The sequence below is a fragment of the Microcoleus sp. PH2017_34_RAT_O_A genome, from assembly GCF_020737885.1.
Taxonomy (GTDB): Bacteria; Cyanobacteriota; Cyanobacteriia; order Cyanobacteriales; family Microcoleaceae; genus Microcoleus.
In genome coordinates this window covers 1-21,342 of the sequence record NZ_JAEQDD010000001.1, presented here as the reverse complement: position 1 = coordinate 21,342, position 21,342 = coordinate 1, and the positions used below count along the sequence as shown (strand labels likewise).

Sequence of the window (21,342 nt, the reverse complement as noted above, 5' to 3'; positions counted from 1 at the left end):
TTAGGAAACAAAGTCCCCCGATATGGATAATTTTGCTATTAACAACTGCCATGAAATACACCAGTAAAGTTGCTATTATTGATAAGGCAAATAGATATAGCAGTCCTAAATCAGTGGCAAATTTATCGAGAGTATAATCCTTGTAGTACAATCATCTTTCTCGCGTGTCATTTGGGAAATAATTTAAAATTGCTATATAATACAAGATCTAAACTAATTTAGACAATAATTATGAGTCTTCAAGAAATTGCCAAGGGACGCATCGCTGGAGCTGATATGATTCAACAGTATAGAGCCGGAGAGCGAAACTTTACAGGGATTGATTTAAAATACGCTCGTCTTCAGTGGCCCTGTTTCATTGATATCAATCTCAGCCACGCCGATTTGAGATGGGTAGACTTTGAGATGGGGCGGACTCGCCTAATCAATGCCAATATGAGTGATGCCAATATGGAAAAAGTTTCTTTAGTATCGGCTTTCATGCTCAATGCGAACTTGAGAGGAGCAAATCTCAGAAACGCTAACTTAACTAATGCTGATCTAACTAATGCTGACCTAACTAATGCTGACCTAACTAATGCTGATTTAAGCGGTGCCGAACTCATTGGAGCTAATCTAACAAAATCTAATATTACTGACATTAAAACGACAAAAGATACTATTTTTTGTCAAACTATTATGCCTAATGGTCAGGTACAAACCGATTCTCACAGACTGACAGACGTTGGGGAATTTCTCAGACTTTATGATAAAGGTGAAAGAGAGTTTCGGGATCTAATTTTGCATGAAGTCGATCTCAGTAATGTTAGTTTATCTGGCGTTAATTTTTTGTGGCAAACTCGCTTCAGCCACGTAAATTTGGTCGGCGCTAAATTGACTGATTGTAATTTTGGTGGCATTAAACGGATTGTTTTTAGTGATTTGAAAAATACCCATTTAAGTAACTGCGAATGGCGCAATCCTCAAATAATTTACTGCGATCTTAGAGGTGCATATTTGGGATTGGTTGATATGTATGCTCCTGATTTTACAGGAAGTAATCTTGAGGGTATTCAAAATCTTTTTGGTGCTGAAGCAGATGTGTATTTATGTAACACCACTTGGGTAACAGGAGAATTTATCCCTGGTCCAATAAATGCTACTGAACACTGGCGCGGAGAGATTAGAGAAAATGAATTTTAAATTTGAATAAGTTGTCGTAGGGGTTAATCTCTTTTAAAAAAACAGGACTTACGCAGCATTGAGGTAATAGTAATGTTTGGAACATTTAGATATCTCTCCAACGTATTTAATAATAGTTCTGCGTAAATCCCAAGCAAGTTGGACTTAGGGAGGTGGAAACTGGAAATCGCTCTGTTGTTTAATTCGATTCCGAACATCTTCAGGAAGATTTGACAAAAAGTTAAAAACCTTGTCAGAACCCTGAGTATTCAGAAGACTTTCAAGCTGATTAATAGAAATCTTCCATGTATTTGGTCTTCGCCATTGTTCAGCACTTGTTATGGGATCGCGGCTTTCCCCTAACAGTTGATTAAGTGGGTTCGGGACTGCTGGTTGCCCGCTCCAGTCCGTGTAAGGTTCTGGTATGTTGGGCGTAATGTACGTGTAACTGCCAAGAATATCTTGTACCCCAAGATTTGATTTGTTGGAAACCAAGATTGTTTTCCATGTCCATCCAGGAATCCGAATTCCGTTAGCTTCTAAATTTGTGGGATTTGTATTTCCCTGATTTTGTGCTTCCGTAAGTGCTTCAGGTGCTCTAGTTTTTGGCTGAACCGACCAATTCTGTTCTTTAGTATCAAAAACACCAGCAGTAATATCAAGTTTTTTGTTGTAATCAAAAATTAGCTGGTCAACTAATCCTGATTCTATTGCAGACCATGCAGGCGAAATGTCTGGGTCTAAGCTACCTGTGTTATTGCGGAAACCAACAAAATGTAGCGGCGAGTTGAAAACAGATCCTTGATTGCGGATTAACTTGCCCGTACTATCATAAAGTTTACCCTCCTTTCCGATAGAACCGCCCTTCTCCAAATCGAGTTGTACCATTGAGGCAAATAAAACATCTGCGGCTGCCTCAGCAAAACCCGAATTGTAAAGTGACGATGCTATTGTTGATTGTGTAAATAGATGCAGGAGTCGAGTTATGGACAAAGAAAGTATTGCTGTAGAAGAATTACTCAGACGATATGTGGCTGGCGATCGAGATTTTCAAAACATCATTTTGGAGTATGCTGATTTGAGCGGGGTTGAACTGCAAAATATCGACCTGACAGGCGCTCAATTTAACTATGTCAATTTGAGCCGACTCAATTTGCAGAGATGTAAATTGCTGTCGGCTCAGTTTTGGTATTGTAACTTTACGGATGCCAAAATTTATGATTCTGATTTAGAAAGCACTCGTTTTTTTGACTGCAATCTGAGAGGAGCTAATACTAGCGCGACGTGCAATCTAACCTGTGCTCGTTTCACCAGAGTTAACCTTCAAGGTGCTAAGCTCTATGGCTCTGGAGAAGATCCTTGTCGATTCTGGGACGTAATACGACCTGACGGAGTTTTTAGCCCTGGTTTTTTCTTTTATCCATAGCCTTACTCTGACGGAGTTGATAGAAATGACATGAAATTCTTACAAGTGCGCTGGAGAAACTGTGAGGAAAATCACCTCTACCAGAAATAAGCTTAGAACTAAGATATACGAAAATCTATACCTTAATTCTTAAGAGCCTACTGAAATATTTTATGGCAGATTTGACAGGAAATCAAACTTAAAGTCATAGTTGCGAAGTCTGTTCCGTTCGTTAAGAATATTTGTGAGTTCTGGAAGAGTAACTCTCCAAGTATCTGGGTTCCTCCAGGCTGCCGCATTGTCTATGTTACCTCGTAGCTTCAAAAAGGGAGAAAACACATCATTATTAAGCGGATTTGCAACCCCATCTAAGGATAAAGTCCAATCTGGTTCTGCTACGTTAGGTGTCATATATGCGAAAGTTTCAATGTTTGACGAAATAACTTCGGCTCCTGGTTGTTCCACAGCCATGATGGTTTTCCACGTCCATGTAGGGACGTGAATTTGTCGGTTTGACAAATTGCTAGGGATTGTATTTCCCTGATTGATCAACTCTCCATCTTGGACCATATTTAGCAGTTGGGGAACATTTGTTTTCTTTTGAGGATTTGGATTGTTACCAATAGCTCCAGCAAAAATGTAAAGCTCTTGCCCCTGAGCAACTCGGGGGGCTATCACTTTATCTTCTATATTAAACCAAGCTGAAGCATCTGCTGGAGAGTTGCTTCCTGGAACAAAAAATCGATTGTTATCCATTGATTGGGCAATCAAATTAGTGGTTAGGTAGGTTGCTAACTGGTCTTTGGGATGTCTCACTCTATCTCTGTCAGGAGACAAATGACCTCGATCCATTCCTAACCCCGTAAAGATATTTCCATCATAGGTAAACAAGCCACTAGCTAATAAATCGGGATCGGTTATAAATTCAGGTCTTTGTATTAACCCATTGGGTAATTCTCCTGGTTGTGTATCTGGTCTTGTCGCCCATGTTTTGTCTACTTTCCAACCTACCCAGTTGGCAAGTTTGGTATCAGCATTGTAAGACACTGCGTACTGTGGTTTTTCAAGCAGCAAGTTGTTTTGGTATGTACTATTGCTAGGATTCCATCTAGCTTCAGTGGGATTACCAAATTTGAGATGGTCGCTCTTGAAGAAAACATTATCTATGTAAACGGAATCACCGCCGTTTAAAGAAAAGGTTATTTTCGCTGGCTTCCCTCGAAACTCTGCGATTTCTGAATCAGTGAGGTTTAACTTAAGTTGGAAGGTTTCAAATCCTTTTCTGCCAAAGCCAATCTTATTTTCGATATCCGAGTAGATGTCCTTAATATCCTGAATTTGATTGTAGTTACTTGCGTCGATCAAAAAATTTGCATCTTCTGCAAGATTGACGATTACATCTTTACTTTGACCGTCGATCGTTTCAAGCTTTACATTCAGTTCTCCACTCCGAACGGGAGCAAAAACATCAAACCGCAAATTGCCCCAATCGGGTATAACAAACGAGTCATGGGTGGCTTGGGTTGACTTCCCAGCTCCCAGGAGTAGAGCATAGTTGGGAATGCCATTTGAGGGCGGAGTAGCTCCAGGAATACCTGCTACATCAATTAGGGCGCTTTGCTTGAGTTTGTTATTAGCCCTATTGCTGTACCAGCCGGGAATATTTTGAATGCTATTCGGGTAATAAATTGCATCAAAATTCCCATTAAAGAGCGTAGGAACTGCAAAATCACCCCGCATTGCAGCTATTGAGGTGTTATCTTCTAACACCGAAACCCGATTATTCTTCAAATAATCCTCAAAGTCACCCAACTCATTTTTAGTCTTCTTCCCACCATCAAAATAAGGCCGTAATTGAGAACCTCCACCTAAAACAGAGTCAAACCAACCCGTACCAATACCTTCCCAAGGAGCTTTAGTATCTCCCTGAGTAAAACTAGCATTAGTATGGTCAGGAGTATACCAAGTCTTAGTAACATCGGTGATATTGTTTTGCTCCAAATCGCCCAAGCGGCGGTAAATTGTGTCACCGTTTTCCGATGGCAGTTTGCTACCCGTGAGATTAGCAGTTCCCGCCAAGCCAAAGCAGCCCGATGAGAAGCACCTTCCCCATCATCCGGCGTAAAACCAGCCCGGTTTCCTAAAGAAACATTCCAATCAGATTTCCAGTTCGTTCCAGCAAGTTCCCGACCGTTAATCGTATTCCCAATACCCTTTGTTTGGTAATAATTGTCAGCATAAGTGACATTATTCCAAACCTTAATTTCTGGGTCTTGAATATTAAGGTAAGTTCCTTCAAAAGAATTATCATCGTAATCGTAAGGGTCAATATTCGTCATCTGAAAGTCGCGATTTGCCCGACTCGTACCACCAGCATCAGGTAAAAACGTACCTAAACGCTGGACAATTTCACTATTAACAACAGCCCCTTGACCGAAACCAACAAAATGTAGCGGCGAGTGCGCTATTATCGAAGGTGTAAATAGATACAGGAGTTGAGTTATGGAAAAAGAAAGGATTACTGTAGAAGAATTACTCAGACGCTATGCTGCGGGCGATCGAGATTTTAGAAACATCATTTTAGAGTATGCTGACTTGAGCGGGGTTGAACTGCAAAATATCGATTTGAGTGATGCTCAATTTAACTACGTTAATTTGAGCCGACTCAATTTGCATAGGTGCGAGTTGGGTTCGGCTCAATTTTGGTACTGTAACTTTACAGAAGCTAAAATCACCTCAAGTCATTTGGAATATGCTAGGTTTTTTGACTGCGACTTAAGAGGATTTAACAGCAGTAAATGTAATGTAAGCTCGGCTAATTTCATTAGAGTCAATTTTCAAGGTGCTAAGTTTGGTGGCTTTGGCGAAGAGCCTTGTAACTACTGGGATATTATTCGGCAAGACGGAGTTTTCATACCGGGTTTCACCTGCAATCCCTCTCTCTATTCCCACAATACTAACAGAGAAGTATGAAATTATAAGAATGTTCTCAAAAGTTATTAGAGGATGATTTCCTCCCACTAAAAGAAGCAAAATGTCAAGAAGGAGGAGAGTATCTACTTCGCTCCTTCAAGGCATTTTGAGCATCTTATGTTATGGCAAATTTGAAAAGAAATCAAAATCAAACGCATAATTGCGGACTCGGTTGCGTTCGTTCAGAATCTTTGTGAGTTCTGGAAGAGTAACTCGCCAAGTATCTGGGTTCCTCCAATCCGTTTTACCAGTTATTTTAGGGCGAACGTTGTCCAAAAAGGGAGAAAACATATTATTGTTAAGTGGATTTGCAACCCCATCTAAGGATAAAGTCCAATCTGGTTCCGCTACATTAGGCGTCATATATGCGAAAGTTTCTATGTTTGACGAAGTAACTTCGGCTCCTGGTTGTTCCCCAGCCATAATTGTTTTCCACGTCCATCGAGGAATGTGAATTTGTCGGTTTGACAAATTGCTAGGGCTTGTGTTTCCCTGATTGATCAACTCTCCATTGAAAAGGTCATCGAGCAACTCAGGAACATTCGTTTTCTTTTGAACATTTGGATTGTTACCAATAGCTCCAGCGAAAATGTAAAGCTCTTGCCCCTGAGCAACTCTGGGGGCTATCACTTTATCTTCTATATTGAACCAAGCAGAAGCATCTGCTGGAGAGTTGCTTCCTGGAACAAAAAATCGATTATTATCCATTGACTGGGCAATCAAATTAGTGGTTAGGTAGGTTGCTAACTGGTCTTTGGGATGTCTTCTTCTATCTCTGTCAGGAGACAAATGACCTCGATCCATTCCTAAGCCCGTAAAGATATTTCCATCATAGGTAGACAAGCCACTAGCGAATAAATCGGGATCGGCTATAAACTCAGGTCTTTTTATTAACCCATTGGGTAACTCTCCCGGCTGTGTTTTTGGTCTTGTCACCCATGTTTTGTCTACTTTCCAACCAACCCAGTTGGCAATTTTAGTATCAGCATTGTAAGAAACCGCGTACTGTGGTTTTTCAAGCAGCAAGTTGTTTTTATATGTACTGTTGCTAGGATTCCATCTAGCTTGAGTGGGATTACCAAATTTGAGATGCTCGCTCTTGAAGAAAACATTATCTATGTAAACGGAGTCACCGCCGTCTAAAGAAAAAGTTATTTTCGCTGACTTTCCTCGGAAATCTGCTATTTCTAAATCAGTGAGGTTTAACTTAAGTTGGAAGGTTTCAAATCCTTTTCTGCCAAACCCAATCTTATTTTCAATGTCTGAATAGATGTTCTTAATAGACTCGGTGTTATTGTTGTTGGCTGCATCAATTTGAAAGTTTGCATCTTGTGCCAGATTGATGATTACATTTTTACTTTGTCCATCTATCGTTTCAAGCTTGACATTTAGTGTTCCGCTTTGAGTGGGAGCAAAAACATCAAATCGTAAATTTCCCCAATCCGGTACGACAAAGGGATTGTGCGTGATGCTGTCGCCTGTACCTAATTTTAGAGCATAATTGATTGAACCCGAATTAGACCCTACTACAGGGTTAGATAAAGTAGTAATGCTGTTCCGATTCACCAAGGAGCTTTGCAACACAGACTTATTATCGCCATTGTACAAAGACCAACCAGGAATGGGTTGCGAATCTAGTTGAGCCGCTACAGCATCAAAATTCCCATTAAACAAAGTAGGAACCGCATAATCACCCCGCATCTAATTGAGAACCTCCACCTAAAACAGAGTTGAACCAACCCGTACCAATTCCTTCCCAAGGAGCTTTAGTATCGCCATGAGTTAAACTGGCATTCGTGTGCTCAGGAGTGTACCAAGTCTTAGTAACATCAGCAATATTATTTTCAGCCAAATCACCTAAGCGACGGTAAATTGTTTCGCCATTCTCCGAAGGAAACTGACTTTCATTGAGATTAGCAGTTCCCGCATACCAAGCCAAAGCAGCCCGATGGTCGGTCATTAGGAAGAGTAAACTCCTCAGAAGAACCAGCCTTACTACCTCCATTCCAAGTCCAGGTACCATTCTTCCATTGAGCAGTCAGGATACGATTCCGATTGTAATCTTGTCTGGCTCACGATCTGCTATTATTAATATGTAAATATCTTCAGAAAAAGGTTATGAATAACGAAGAATATCTCGAATGGGAAGAAGAAGCCGAAGAAGTTATTCCGCTTCTATCTCTCAACAACCATCACCCAGAGATGGCTGGTAGGGAGGTGGTCGATTTATATAAAGATGGATGGAGAGACTATTCCTCGATCAATTTAGAAGGAACTCTCATCGAGCATGAATACCTAATTGAGATCGACCTAAGTGGCTCTGATTTACACTCAAGTATTTTGAAGGGGTGCGATCTGAGCGGTGCTAATTTGAGTAACGCGAATCTTGAAAATGCTCACTTGAGTAGCGTTTGTTTAGTAGGGGCAAATCTTAGCAATGCAAATCTGGCTAATGTTAATTTATGGAATGCTGACCTGAGCGATGCTAATTTGGAAAATGCTAACTTAAACAATGCAAACCTGTCTAATACCAACTTAATTGGCACAAATTTTAGCGCTGCTAAATGGGAGAATATTAACACTGACGCTGCGTTATTTTGTCATACTATTATGCCAGATGGTAGCCATAAAAGCGATCCAGTTAGAGTCATGGAAACTCAGGAATTGCTTCGGCGCTACGCTGCTGGAGAAAGAAGGTTTGAGGGCATAGTTTTATATCGGGCTGACCTTAGAGGTGTCGATTTACATAACATCATTATGCCTAATGCCCACTTAGCTAATGCTAACTTAAGCGGTGCCAATTTGCAAGAGTCCTGCTTGACGAATGTTAACTTTAGGGGTACTGATTTGAGCGGTGCTAATCTTAAAAATTCTTGTCTAGATTCTGCGGATTTAAGCTATGCCAACTTAAAGGGTGCTAATTTATTGACATTGGATATGAATGGTGTCAATTTCACAGACGCTAATCTACTTAGTGCTAAAATCTTTTTCTCTCAAACTGGCCGATTTCGCAATACAATTTTACCAAATGGAGAAGTTATCGTTGGTCCTAACATATATCCTTCAAATCAGAGATGAGTTTTTCGTCTGATTTGAAGGATGGTTGAGAGAATTTAGATAATTGGATATAACTGATCTTTGAGATAAGTCCGAATGTTATCAGGAAGACTAGACAAAAAGTTTATCTTTCTACCTCCTCTGCCATCAATCAGCTTTTCAAGCTGCTTAATTGTGAGCTGCCAAGTAGCAGGATTACGCCATTCAACTGCATTTTGGATATCCGGCAGAGTCGCAGTTAGTCCTAGCTCAGCTTGAATTTCATTAAAGGGGTGAGGTATGGGCTGCCCAGTAAGAGGCCAATTAGCAAATGGTTCGGTTTTATTAGGTGTCAAAAATGTATACACTTTCGTGTTTTGATTGATATCTGGTATGCCTTGACCAGGGCGATCCATAATTAGAAGCGTTTTCCAAGTCCATCCAGGAATGTTAATTCCTTTTTGCTGAAAAGCTTCAGAATTTGTGTATCCTCGAGCAATTTCATCAGGATGAGCATTACTTCGCTTCTGTGAATTCCAATCTGTACCATAACTGCCCGCAACAACGTAAATTTCTTGACCTTGTTGCGCGAGATTCCGCACCAGTTGTTCGACGTTATACCAAGCAGATGCTTGTGCGGGATCCTTTGAGTTCCCAAAAAATCGATTGTTGTCCACGCTTTGTGGAATCAAATTTGTTCCTAAAAAAGTAGCGAAGTTGTCTTTTTTGTGATTTGTTCGATCCCCTGAAGGAATTCCGTGACCTTGATCGAAACCCAAGCTGTAACCTTGAGGATTTTTATAGGAGCTAGTGTCAATTTTCGGCCATCCTTCTGGTAGTTGAGGATCCCCGACAAAGATCGTGGCGGGGCGGTCTAAATCACCTAGCCAGGATTTATTGACTTGCCAACTTATCCACGCAGGGTTGAGGGTACTGCGATCGTAAGATACTACGTATTGAGGTTTCTCAATTAGCAAGTTGGTGGTATTTGAATTGGTAAAGTTTGGTGGTTCTGAGTTGTACCTAGCTTCTGATGGATTGCCAAATTTAAGGTGATTACTCTTAAAGAAAACATCATCTAAATAAACCCTAGTATTCCCCTCAACTTCAAATCTTAGCTTGGCTACCTGACCTCGAAATCGATCTAGCTGATTGCTATCTACATGGAAAGTTTCAAACCCTCCTCTGCCAAAACCAATTTTGTCAATATCGCTTGCGTATGTCTCTAGTGAATTACCTGGATTTATTGCTAAATCGATTTCTTTGAGAAGATGACTGCCAGTACCAAGAATTGGTTGCCCTTGTGAATTAGTTTCCGGTTGAGTTTCCAACCAGACCTTAAGCTTTCCAGTGTTCCGATATGGCGCGTGGAGGTTAAACCGCAAGTCTCCCCATTCTGGCATCACAAAATAGTTGTGTACTATTTGTTTTGCCCCACCTAATCCCATTCTCAGAGCATAATTAGGCTGATTCTCATCGTATCCTATGGCATCTAAATAACCACTACCTATTAAGCCTTTTTCTAGGGTGTTCTCTTCTTGAACTCCGATTTTCAGCCAATCGACTAAGTGGGATTGTGAACCATCCTCAGATGAGCCATTAAATAAAGACCAGCCCGGGATAGTTTGAGCGTTACGTTGGAAAGCGATCGCATCAAAATTTCCATTAAACAAAGTCGGAACCGCATAATCACCCCGCATTCGAGTTCCGAAGGGCTTAGTGCTATCTGTGTAGGTATTATCTTCTAACACCGAAATAATTGAGAACCTCCACCTAAAACAGAGTTGAACCAACCCGTACCAATTCCTTCCCAAGGAGCTTTAGTATCGCCATGAGTTAAACTGGCATTCGTGTGATCAGGAGTGTACCAAGTCTTAGTAACATCAGCAATATTATTTTGCTCCAAATCGCCCAAGCGGCGGTAAATTGTGTCACCGTTTTCCGATGGCAGTTTGCTACCTGTGAGATTAGCAGTTCCCGCATACCAAGCCAAAGCCGCCCGATGGGAAGCACCTTCCCCGTCATCCGCCGTAAATCCAGCCCGCTCTCCTAAAGAAACATTCCAATCAGATTTCCAGTTCGTTCCAGAAAGTTCTCGCCCGTTAATTGTATTCCCAATACCCTTTGTTTGGTAGTAATTGTCAGCATAAGTGACATTATTCCACACCTTAATTTCCGGGTCGAGAATGTTAAGGTAAGGCCCAGAAAAAGAATTATTATCGTAATCGTAAGGGTCAATAGTCGTCATTTGCAGGTCGCGATTTGCCCGACTTGTACCTCCAGCATCAGGTAAAAACGTACCTAAACGCTGGACAATTTCACTATTAACAACAGCCCCCTGCCCGAAACCGATAAAGTGCAGTGGCGAGTTGAAAACCGCTCCTTGAGTGCGGATTAATTTACCGGTGCTATCATAAAGCTGACCTGGGCTACCGACACCACCACCCTTATTTAAATCCAATTGCACCATTGAAGCAAATAAAGTATCAGCCGCCGCCTCAGCAAAACCAGAATTATAAAGTTGCTTCGGCTCAATCCCATCCATCCCGTTCATCCCATCCATCCAATTAGCTAACAGCACTAAGGGTTTGCCATAGACAGGAGGCTGAAGGCTAGTATTAGATATCCAACTATTTCCTTGAGGAATAACAGACTGCCACTTACCAGTTGCCGACTGATATTTCATGACCGTACCGCCAGTATCAAAAATGTGTTTAGCAACTCCATTGATTTGCCCATCAATCAACTGGCTATTTTGGGAATTTCCGGGTTCTACACCCCGCGTTAAAACAGTAACGCTGCTGAAAGTATTACCACCAGAAATCGGAGTCGGCAGTAAAGTTTTAAACTTGTCGGTAACAACTTTTTTATCCCCTTTCTTCGTAACTGCTTCCACAGCCCAATGATATTCCTGACCCGCCGTCAACATTCGATCGCTAGAAAGAGTAAACTCCTTTGAAGAACCAGCCTTAGTTTTCCCATCCCAAGTCCACGTACCGTTTTCCCATTGAGCAGTCAGAACCCGATTCGGATTGTAATCTTTGTCGTCCTGCGAATTTAACCCATCCCACCTATCATCGGGCAACAAGCCCTTCCCTTGCGGAAAAACGCTTACATAAAGATTGACCTTCTCGACATCAGTATCAGGCTTAAAACCAGGAAGACCGCAGGGTTCATTCTCACCCTTCAAATCCCACTTAAAAGTAGGAGTTAAAGGATTGCTATCATTCTTGCTATCCCCGATCGGTCCTTTTAATTCCAACCAATTTTTAACAGAAGCGATCGCCAAACCTTTAGGATTTCCACCGATACCAATGGGAGCGCGTTTCGTACCATCCGGGATACCAAAACCAAAGTTATTAATCCAATTTCCTTCGATAATTTCGTAGTCGGCCGCAATACTGACAAGAGGGTTGATATCGTCAATAGGCACGCGGACGAGGTCGGCAGTTGTCGCATTTCGCTGATTGCTTGCCTGGAAACCCCAAGTATCCACACCCCTGTCGCGGGCGTCAAGCTTGTAATTACCCGGATTCTCTATAGCCTTAATCATTTGCTCAACATCGAAAACGTAGGAACTTCCTCCCAAACCGAAGGTGGGATAGGAAGCAATCAAATATTTGCCGTCACTCGAAAGCGCTAGGTTGTTAGTTAAGCTGCCCGGAATCGGTCGAGTCGCAGCCACCAATTGAGGATTGGGCCCCAGTGGGTTTGCGATAATGCCTATATTTCCACCCTCGCGCGTATTTATCTTTGCCCTAGAGTTGCGGCCGGCAACAAACGCATATTTCCCGTCTTGCGTTACTGTTACAGCCACTGCCTCGTTGACATCAAAATAGTCAGTGGCCACGCCCAGCGACAAAGGAGCGTAATCGACTTTAGCCCTAAAATTGAGGGGGTCATCAGACTCAATTTCGAGCACTCCGAAGCCCTTGCCGTCATCTTGAAGCTTTATCTGGTCCCCATTACTATCTATGGTAAGGACACTAGCAAGCCCGTTGGTAAACACCATTTTCTTGGGGTCGGAAGTAGCAGCTATGCCCTCTGTCTCCGATAGGGTGGGAATTACTTTAATCTGCTGGTGCCACTTCCGCTCGTTAGAGCCCTGAGCGCTCGGTTTGTCGGCGGGGTCAATGTTGACAGCGTAAATGCGGCGGTTAGGTGTTTGTTCGTTATTGTCGGAACCAGTAGCGAACAGTCGGCGCCCGTCGCTGCTGATAGCCAACTGGCTCAGTCCCAGGGGTGATGTGACGTTAATTGTCTGGATAACAGTATGATAGGTTGCTGAATTCGGGTTGATGTCGAGGACGTAGATGTTGGGGCGATTTTGGTCGGCAATGTAAGCGTAATTGTCTTTGGGGTCAATGACAATACCTTGCGGGCGAGCTCCCTGGGGCAAGGCAATCCCATCCACAGTTGCTGTTTGTGGATTAGTATCTATCTCTCGCAGTGCCATCAAATCCACTACCGAAACGCGGCCGGTATTCCGCATAGTCACGTAGGCGCGGGTAGCATTGTTGGTAGGGGCGATCGAATCGGGCCATTCTAATGGAATAGTGGGATCGCCTAGGAGAATGTTAACAGCAACCGCCAAGTTATCACTGGTCCGATTTTCAACAGTCGATGCAGCATTTCTGAGGTTGATAACGTTGATTCTGTCGCTCGAACGTTCTGCTATCAATCCCCATTCAAGGCAGGTAGGGGCGAGGCGGATATTTTCTTCACTTTCGAGTTCCACAATCTCGTAATCTGCCCCTCCGTGCCCGAAGCGCTTTTTCTGCTTTCTCGACACTACAATGCTGGATTCGCCGAGGGGTACGGTAATCGGAATTTTGACAGCAATTTTGTAGCTATTTTCTCCCAAATCGGTGTTTTTATCCGGTATCAATGTGCCTGGATAAGTTTTGTCGCCGACGCGGAAGCTGACTGTTAAGTCTTTAAATTCACCGCCTAAATCATTGGAATTATTCAGGAAGTTGCTGCCTGTCAGGACGACGGTTGGTTCGCCATTTTCCAACTTATATTCAGCGGATTGAAGCACTGGAGGTGCGAAGGGGTCTGCTGGGAATAGTGTGGGTATGTTTAGAGTGGCTGTGACGCGGGGAATCCCTTCTGGATCGAGTTCAACACCCGCCGGAGTGACTACAGGTAAACCGACTTCAGGAATGGCAATAATTTTCAATCCAGATTTCAGGTATTTAGCCAAGTAAGCCAGCAGTAAAATTGTAGCGGCGAATTGAGCTGTGGTGACGGCGGCTATACCGATTAAACCGGCATTGGCTGCTAAAAAGCTGTTTTGGAGACCGACATTTGTTGAGAGAAGGGAACCATTTGGGAGACCGACATTTGTTGAGAGAAGGGAACCATTTATATTGGAGGTGGTGAGCAACTTTTCCAATGCCAACTTCTGTAACTCCAGGTCCGGCATTGCTATCATCGCTATTTCGGCAGTCTCCAAAATACCGGTAAATGGTGGAGAATTAGTGCGAATAGTACCGCTGGCATCGACTACACCGGATTCTTGAATCAGCCAAATTGGGGAATAAATATTGTTAGCATCCGGCAGCGAACCTTTTCGCAGGAATAAAATTTCGGTACCAGGAGATAAGCCGGCAGGGGCAGGAATTGCTAATTGAGCGGGAATTTTCAAGGAGTTGTCGCCCAAGTCTAAATTGAAGCCTCCGGCGAACTGCAAACCGTCGGGAAGTTGTAGCGATAGATCATTGCTGGTTAGAGATGTCAAGCTAATAGCTGTATTTTCGGCAAGAGCACCGGGCGGCACCATCACAATTGAACCGTCACTGCCAGTAACTGCACCGCCATTTACTCCTAAAATTGTTCCGGCGATGGCGGGAAGGGAGACTCTTACTGGCACGACTTGTTCGGCGGCTCCGTGAATGACAGTGACGTTAGTAACTCCTTCTTTTATAGCGGTAATAACGCCGTCTGAATTCACTTGTAATAGGTTGGAGTTTCCGGGGAAATAGCGAGTTCCTGTAGAGCCGAATTTCAGATCGGGGGATTTGATGATATTTTCAATTCCTACTAAAAGCGAGCGTCCCATTCCGGCTGTCATTGTGACTGCTTTGGGATAGACATTCAAACCGTTAATCTCAGCTAGTGCTCCATTAAATTCTGCATCGTTGGTTGGGGCTGGCAATTTTCCAACTCGCACCGCTGTTACTGCTTGCAAGTTATTTCGAGATGCGCTCAAAATCGAAGTGCCGTTGACCAAACCTGTCACTTTACCCGTTGGATCAATTGGTGCTACTTCTGGATTTATTGAAGTGTAAGTTAGATAAGAATCTGGCAGGACTACACCTTTTTGGTCGGCAAAATCTCCGAGCACAATCAATTCCGTATTTTCTCCTGCATCCAGTCGGGGATTGCGCTTCACAAAATCTAGATTTAGCAGAGGAACATCGCTGACGTTGACTGTCACCCGCGCGGGCGTTGAACTCCCAAAAGCGTCGCTGGCAAGGAAATCAAAGCTGGCAATACCGGAGAAACCGGATGCTGGTTTAAACGATGCTTTGTTAGTTAAGGGATTGAAAATTACTGTGCCGTTTACTGGATTGAGGACGCTAATTGTCAGAGGGTCGCCCTCTGCATCTGTGGCAAGATTGTCTAATGAAATAGTTGTCTCTAATTCTGTATAAGTCCGAGCGCTTGTCGGCGAAACAACGGGCGGATTGTTGTCAGAATTCGGGGGATTGGCTTCGGCGAGCAATTGTTGTCCTAGGGGAGTATTTCGCCATTCTTTGTCAGGGTTGATGACTGTATCTAGCAGCGGTGCGTTTCCGGTTGCGCCACTAATTTTAAAGATTAGGTCATTGTAATCTCTGTCTGAGTTAGCGGATGACATATCTTCGAGGGCAAAGGTGTTACCGCTGCCCGTAATGTCGGCTATTTGTAGCAGATGAGCGGTATCGTTGGGATTGGCTGTGGCGATACTGAATAAGGGACGGTTTTCGGGAAACAAATCCCACAGCCAGGAGTATTGGAGGGATGATTGTACTGTACCGCTGGGTACGAACATGACGGCAAAAGTGTCTCCAGGGGTCATGTTGAAAGTTTTGATACCCTGATATTCTCCTGAACCGAAGTCGTATTCTCCCGGCATCGAACCGGTGAATTTTGCTCCTTCTGTACTGTCGCGGATTACAATGTTTCCTAATGTGGAATTAGTTAGGACTCTCCTAGCAGCTTCGGCGATGAATTCTGGAGTACCAGGTGTAAATGCTTCCATTCCTGAAAGACTAAAAATGCCGATTTCGCCAGTAAAGTAGCCGCCGTCAAATACATAGTCAAATTTGACTTGTCCTTGGTTATCTACAAGGAAAGTGCCACTGGGTGAATTGGCTGCTGCTGTTATTGAGAGATTTGTTGAGGGATTGGTATTGCTTTGGAAGTCGCCAGTACGCTGTGTTGAATTGGGTTGAGTGTCTGCAATATTGTCTGAAAGTTGAGCAGATTCTTCGGTTGCTGACAGTAGCCAACCGCTTGTCATCTCTGCGGATTTGGGCGCAATTTCAGGATCGGAATACGCTGGTAAAACAGCGACAGTTTCTGTGGGATTTGAATTGCTATTATAATTGTTTGAAGTGAGTTTAGGTGGGGATTTAAGAGTTGAGGGTGAAGCGCTTGTTTCGACTTCTGCTATCTGTGTCGTAACTGCTGCTGTCTCTGATGGAGTTGAGAAGAGTGCTGGGCTTTTCTCAGTTTCTAATTCCGCTGCTGTGAAGGAAACAGTAATGTTCCGTTCGATTGTATCAGCAGTGAATTCTGCTGTCGATACCGAATCGGTTTTTGTTGGCAATTCGCTTTCAATTTCTGATGTTATTTCAGGAAAAACGCTCTCATTTTCTACCGTAGCCGAATCGTTTTTTGTGGGAATAATTGACTCAATTTTTATTGGCAATTGTTCGGGTACGGTAGAAACGTTGGAGTTGCTTTGTTTGGGTAATTGTTCGCCAACGTTAGAACTGAGTAAGTCTATTTTTGCAGGAGACTTTTCCGCAATTGGAGCGATAACTGACTCTGTTTCTGCGGGAGGTTGAGAGATGCTGGAAGTTGCATCTTTGTCGGTTTTGATTAATTCAGCATCTGCTGATTGACTGACAATAGATTCTGTTTTAACTGGCTGTTTAATTTCCGAAACTGAGTCAGTATTGTTCGGAGTTTTTTCTGGGGTGTTAACTGCTGCTGTTGCTGTCGTCACCGTTACATTTTCACTGGCTGCTGTTTTTGGTATTGCAGCAGGTTCGATTTTTAATGGGTCAACTTTTCCTGTATCATTCTGTTTGTCAGTTAAAGATTGAGTGGCGGTTTGTACTGGCTTTTGTAAATCGGTTGATTTGACTTCTGCACTGATATTAGTGTTAGGTAAAACTGGGTTAGATGTGGCTGGGATTAATGGGGCTGTTGGGGGCTGTGTTGTCGGTGACTGTTGAGAATCTGAAATGGGTTTTTCGGTCGGTATTGCATCGACTTTTGGGGATTTTTTATCTGAGTCTATTTTGGCGGCAGCTTCGGTAATAGGAAGCTGTTTGTCTGAGTTTTTTGTTTCTGAAGTCTGGGCAATTGGAGCTTTTTTATCGGAGTCTATTTTGTCAGAAACTTCGGCAGTACGAGATTGTTCGCCTGAGTTGGCTTTCTCCACAATTGTGGAGTTTTGAGATTGCTTGTCTGAGTCTATCTTGTCGTCAGTTGTGGCAACTGGGGACTGTTTGTCTGTAGAGGTTTTATCAGTTGAGGGAATATTTGGACTAGCCGCAACAGTTTCGGTTGAATTTGTTACTGCAATTTTCTCGGATTTTTCTGATGAAGTTGTACTGCGATCTGGTATTATGGTTGATGCAGTTGCAGGTGATGTTTTTTTCGGCTCAGAGCGATCGGTTGATACAGTTGCAGGTGATGTTTTGTTCGGCTCTAAGTTGTCAACCGTTGATACAGTTGCAGGTGATGTTTTATTGGGTTCTGAATCACTTTTGAGTGTAGCCCCTGACGATAAAGATGTTTTGTTATCTTCGGGTTTTGAACTCGTTTCAGGGGTTGCGGGTAATGGTGTTTTTTCCGAAGCTTTTTCTAAGTTTGTGGATGTAGTTATAACGGGTAATGTTTTGTTATTTTCTTTTTCTGAGTTGGCAACTCCGGTTGGGAGTAATTGTGTTTTATTTTCAGGTAATTTATCACTTGCAGTGGTTGTAGCAGGTGTGGTTTTATTAATTTCTGAGTTACTGACTAACGAGCTGATTGCAGGTGGGTGAGGAACGGGTTTATTAGAGTCAAAAGGCTCGCTATTTGAGGCAGTTGGATTCGGGTTTGTCAGGGGATCTCCTAAGTCCGAGTCGAGTTTGCCAATTAGAAGGTCAATTTCAGAAGTGGTTGAATCCCTGGAGTAGCTGTTAGTTTTGGTGGCACTGGTTTTAGCAGAAGGTATGCTGTTAATATCGGAGGCTTTGTTAGTAATAAAAGCATCGGTTTCGGCTCGAATGAATTCGGATTGTGGCGGCTTTGCGGTTTCTATTAAGTTAGGTTGTTCAGAGTTTGATGAAGATCCGGGAGTTTGATATAATAAGGTTTTGTTAGTCTGAATTCCCGGCAGTTGTGGGGCAAAAGTTGGGGCTAGTCCGGGAATTAAGGATTCCACTTCTGTTAAAGGTTCTCTAATCGGGTCGGTTAAAGGCACTCTGGACACTCCTTGAAAAATGGTTAATTTCTTTTAAATCATTATTCAGCGGTTACTCATCATTATCGGGTAGACTCGATTATAAAGATATTCGGAAAAATACAGAAGTTCAGAGTTTTTTTGATGTTGCTAGTCTGTTATATTTGCCGTATATTTACTGATAGTTTTTAAAGTTATGCTAAATCTTTATGAAGGTAACTTTTTTCAGGCAGGAAAATACTTAAATAACCGATCGCACATCCGGTCTCTCTCTATTACTATCGGCTTGAAGTATTATTAATCCCAGATGTTGCACCAATATCAATAAGGGGCTTTTTTGTGGGTGGGGGCGGGTTTATTTAACCTGTCTGCACCCCTTAAAGCTTTTGGTGAACCCGCCCCTACAGGTTTTTGATTGCGGGTACGATATCTGGGATCGATACTCACCCGTCAGAAAATCGAGCTCTTGTTTAACGACGGTTTGCCCTGGATCGCGATCGCGCCCTCTACAGTTAATTGTCAGCCCTTTCCCCGATCGCAAACTTTCCTTCCCCGAACCCTTCCCCTTGCTCTCGGCTTCCTGTAAAGTAAATAATTGTAAAGAAATATGAGTTTTCTCTTATCCTCTGGTTAAGACCGCCAGCTAACATTCACAATTAAGACCCGGATTAGAATTTCCTATGTCACAGCTTTTCCCCCGCAAATTTCTAGCCTCTGCTGTCGCCTTTTTTCTGGCTTTGTCGGTGTGGACGATCGCACCTGCGGCCCATGCTTTCAACAATCCCGATTTGTTGCCGAAGACTCAGACGCCGATTATTGATTTAGCTAAAGCCCTTACGGATATTGAAGAAGAGGGTTTGGCAAAAAATTTAAACGCCTTTGAAGCCGAAACCGGTTGGAAGCTGCGAGTGCTGACTCAGTACGATCGCACGCCCGGTTTGGCTGTGAAAAGTTATTGGGGCTTAGACAATAAAAGTGTATTGCTAGTTGCTGACCCGCGCGGTGGCAATTTACTAAATTTTAATGTGGGCGATGCGCTGTATCCACTGCTGCCGCGGACTTTTTGGGTGGAACTGCAAACCCGCTACGGCAATCAGTTTTTTGTGCGGGACAATGGCGAAGATCGATCGATCATTGAATCTTTGGAGTCGATAGAAGGCTGTTTGCGTCAGGGCGGTTGTCGCGTAGTTCCAGGTTTGCCGAGGGAACAGTGGGTGCTGACTTTAATTACGTCGGTGCTGGGCGGCGTGATCTGCGGGTTTGCGGCTCAGCCTCGGAAACCGGGAGACGGTGTGTCTTGGCAGTGGGCGCTGATTTTTTCGCCGCTGTGGGGGATTCTGTTTTTGGCCTTCGGAATTGGGCCGGTGGTAACTCGGACTTCTGATTGGTTGCCTTTGGCCCGAAATGTTGCCGGTTTTGCGATCGGGGCTTTGGTAGCATTCTTGACTCCAGTATTGGGCAAGTCTCCTTCAGAAGAAAGTTAGTTTTTGATGAGTCATTAGTTATTAGTCATTAGTCATCAGTCATCAGTCATCAGTCATTAGTGTGACTCTTGGCGCTCTTTCATCACTCTCGAAAAATAAAAACCGCATCCAATCAATGAAACCCTACTAAATGGACAATTAGCGATCGCTTGGGCGATCGGAACCCATGCCTTGAACCCCGAGGGTGAAAGTCCTGCTCTATAAGACTTTCAGCTTTTACCAAAAAATGGGGTCTAAAGCCCCGTGCTTTGAGTATCGGCTTTTGGTATAATTATATTGGTTGGAAATCCCATGGTGGTGGCTTGTTAAGACTCCTTGAACCAGAAAGCAGAGTTGATATCTGCCAAATATTGGGTAGCGAAAGCCAAGAAAAACATAGCTAGGGGAAATAAGTTAAGTACCCAAAGAAACAAAAGCCATGATTAATTTAATCTAACAGTACCTAAGGGCATTAGGAATCTGCCTCGTTCGAGGGAAAGCATGGGGAGAAGACTGCCTCTACTATCAAAGGGAAGCCTGATATAGCAAGCCGACTTCTGTGAACCATGAATTAGAATCCCCGTCCGCGACGGTCGGGGAGTATGTCAAGGAATCTGGCGACCGCAACCAAGTTAACTCGTGAAAAACCCGGTTTCTCTGCCTCGCGCGCAAGTCCAAAGAAACCGGGTTTTTTAGCTTTTTTGTCGGCTGTAACGAAGTATTGCTGTGAAAAAACCCGGTTTCTAGACACCCTGCGTAATTTCTGAAACCCTTGATTAGACTGCTTCTTCCTTCTTCCTTCTTCCTTCTCCCCTCTTCCTTCTTCCTTCTTCCTTCTTCCTTCTTCCTTCTGTTATGACTAAAAGCTGGTAAGCTGATACCTGACAACACACAGGCGACAGCTATCCAACAAATGGAATGGCACGTAAGCGATGCCCAGAGTCTGGGATTAATCGATAATGAAATTGGCGACCACGGTTTTTCTGCGGCGGAGTACGAAATAGTCCGCCGTGTGATATATGCGACTGCTGATTTTGAGTACAAGTCTTTAATTAGTTTTTCCGATCAGGCTTTGCAAGCTGGGGCGGCTGCTTTGGCTGCACGAACTACGATCGTAGTAGATGTGCCGATGGTACAGGTGGGCATTACGCCGCTGATCCAAAGTACCTTTGCGAATCCGGTTTACTGTTCGATGGATGCTTTGACGCGCCCTCAAAAGGAACGGACGCGGGCTGCTTGGGGGATTGAAACTTTGGCTAGACGCTATCCTGAGGGGATTTTTGTGGTTGGCCAGGCTCAAACTTCTTTGTCGGCGCTGGTGGATTTGATTGAGGCTGAGGAAATTCGACCGGCTTTGGTGATTGGAACGCCTTCGGGGTTTGTCGGGGTTGACGTGGCTAAGTCAAGGCTGCACGATTCGATGGTTCCTCATATTCGGATTGAGGGGCGCAAGGGTTCGGCGGTGGTTGCTGTGGCGATTGTTAACGGTTTGGTGGATTTGGCTTGGCAGGCCTATGGCCAAGAGGGGAACAGTTGATCGGTATGCCTCTAATCATTAATTTATTGGACAAGACTGGACAATGCGTACATGGCGATCCATAATACTAATATGGCAAAGTACGTGAAACCAAATG

The 21,342-nt window shown here is 43.5% G+C and carries 12 protein-coding genes; 6 read left to right on the top strand and 6 right to left on the bottom strand.

Going from position 1 to position 21,342, the window contains the following annotated elements:
• Positions 1–231: 231 nt before the first annotated feature.
• Positions 232–1,182, top strand: coding sequence for a pentapeptide repeat-containing protein (locus JGK11_RS00060; RefSeq protein ID WP_293210143.1), 951 nt, complete (start codon positions 232–234; stop codon positions 1,180–1,182).
• 144 nt (positions 1,183–1,326) lie between these two features.
• Here the strand turns inward: JGK11_RS00060 and JGK11_RS00055 are convergent, their stop codons facing one another.
• A complete protein-coding gene (locus JGK11_RS00055) occupies positions 1,327–2,154 on the bottom strand; it encodes a hypothetical protein (protein WP_293210142.1) in 828 nt (275 codons plus the stop codon).
• Between JGK11_RS00055 and JGK11_RS00050 the strand changes: the two genes are divergently transcribed.
• Complete coding sequence (locus JGK11_RS00050) at positions 2,147–2,587, top strand: pentapeptide repeat-containing protein (RefSeq protein WP_293210141.1); 441 nt, start codon at positions 2,147–2,149, stop codon at positions 2,585–2,587. The two genes, JGK11_RS00055 and JGK11_RS00050, sit on opposite strands and share 8 nt — an antisense overlap.
• A 150-nt stretch (positions 2,588–2,737) precedes the next feature.
• On the opposite strand, the gene JGK11_RS00045 is transcribed toward JGK11_RS00050, so the two are convergent.
• Positions 2,738–4,645, bottom strand: coding sequence for a DNA/RNA non-specific endonuclease (locus JGK11_RS00045; protein WP_293210140.1), 1,908 nt, complete (start codon positions 4,643–4,645; stop codon positions 2,738–2,740).
• A gap of 423 nt (positions 4,646–5,068) precedes the next feature.
• Here JGK11_RS00045 and JGK11_RS00040 point away from each other — a divergent pair, with 423 nt between their 5' ends.
• Positions 5,069–5,539 (top strand): pentapeptide repeat-containing protein, encoded by a 471-nt coding sequence (locus JGK11_RS00040; protein ID WP_293210139.1) that lies wholly within the window; start codon positions 5,069–5,071, stop codon positions 5,537–5,539.
• A gap of 120 nt (positions 5,540–5,659) precedes the next feature.
• On the opposite strand, the gene JGK11_RS00035 is transcribed toward JGK11_RS00040, so the two are convergent.
• Both JGK11_RS00035 and JGK11_RS00030 read right to left on the bottom strand, forming a co-directional pair.
• On the bottom strand, positions 5,660–7,240 hold the full coding sequence (locus JGK11_RS00035; RefSeq protein ID WP_293210138.1) for a DNA/RNA non-specific endonuclease: 1,581 nt from the start codon (positions 7,238–7,240) through the stop codon (positions 5,660–5,662).
• On the bottom strand, positions 7,230–7,499 hold the full coding sequence (locus JGK11_RS00030; RefSeq protein ID WP_293210137.1) for a hypothetical protein: 270 nt from the start codon (positions 7,497–7,499) through the stop codon (positions 7,230–7,232). The genes JGK11_RS00035 and JGK11_RS00030 overlap by 11 nt, the downstream gene beginning before the upstream one ends.
• A 158-nt stretch (positions 7,500–7,657) precedes the next feature.
• Between JGK11_RS00030 and JGK11_RS00025 the strand changes: the two genes are divergently transcribed.
• The gene (locus JGK11_RS00025) at positions 7,658–8,617 is read left to right on the top strand and encodes a pentapeptide repeat-containing protein (protein ID WP_293186977.1); all 960 of its coding nucleotides are present in this window, start codon (positions 7,658–7,660) and stop codon (positions 8,615–8,617) included.
• Between the two features lie 35 nt (positions 8,618–8,652).
• Here JGK11_RS00025 and JGK11_RS00020 read toward each other — a convergent pair whose 3' ends face one another.
• Entirely contained in the window at positions 8,653–10,326 is a 1,674-nt protein-coding gene (locus tag JGK11_RS00020) for a DNA/RNA non-specific endonuclease (RefSeq protein WP_293210136.1), read from the bottom strand.
• The gene (locus tag JGK11_RS00015) at positions 10,320–18,266 is read right to left on the bottom strand and encodes a DUF4114 domain-containing protein (protein ID WP_293210135.1); all 7,947 of its coding nucleotides are present in this window, start codon (positions 18,264–18,266) and stop codon (positions 10,320–10,322) included. The genes JGK11_RS00020 and JGK11_RS00015 overlap by 7 nt, the downstream gene beginning before the upstream one ends.
• A 659-nt stretch (positions 18,267–18,925) precedes the next feature.
• On the opposite strand from JGK11_RS00015, the gene JGK11_RS00010 reads away from it, so the two are divergent.
• Positions 18,926–19,729, top strand: coding sequence for a TPM domain-containing protein (locus JGK11_RS00010; protein ID WP_293186972.1), 804 nt, complete (start codon positions 18,926–18,928; stop codon positions 19,727–19,729).
• Positions 19,730–20,621: 892 nt separating this feature from the next.
• The gene (locus JGK11_RS00005) at positions 20,622–21,245 is read left to right on the top strand and encodes a precorrin-8X methylmutase (RefSeq protein WP_293186971.1); all 624 of its coding nucleotides are present in this window, start codon (positions 20,622–20,624) and stop codon (positions 21,243–21,245) included.
• Positions 21,246–21,342 lie beyond the last annotated feature (97 nt).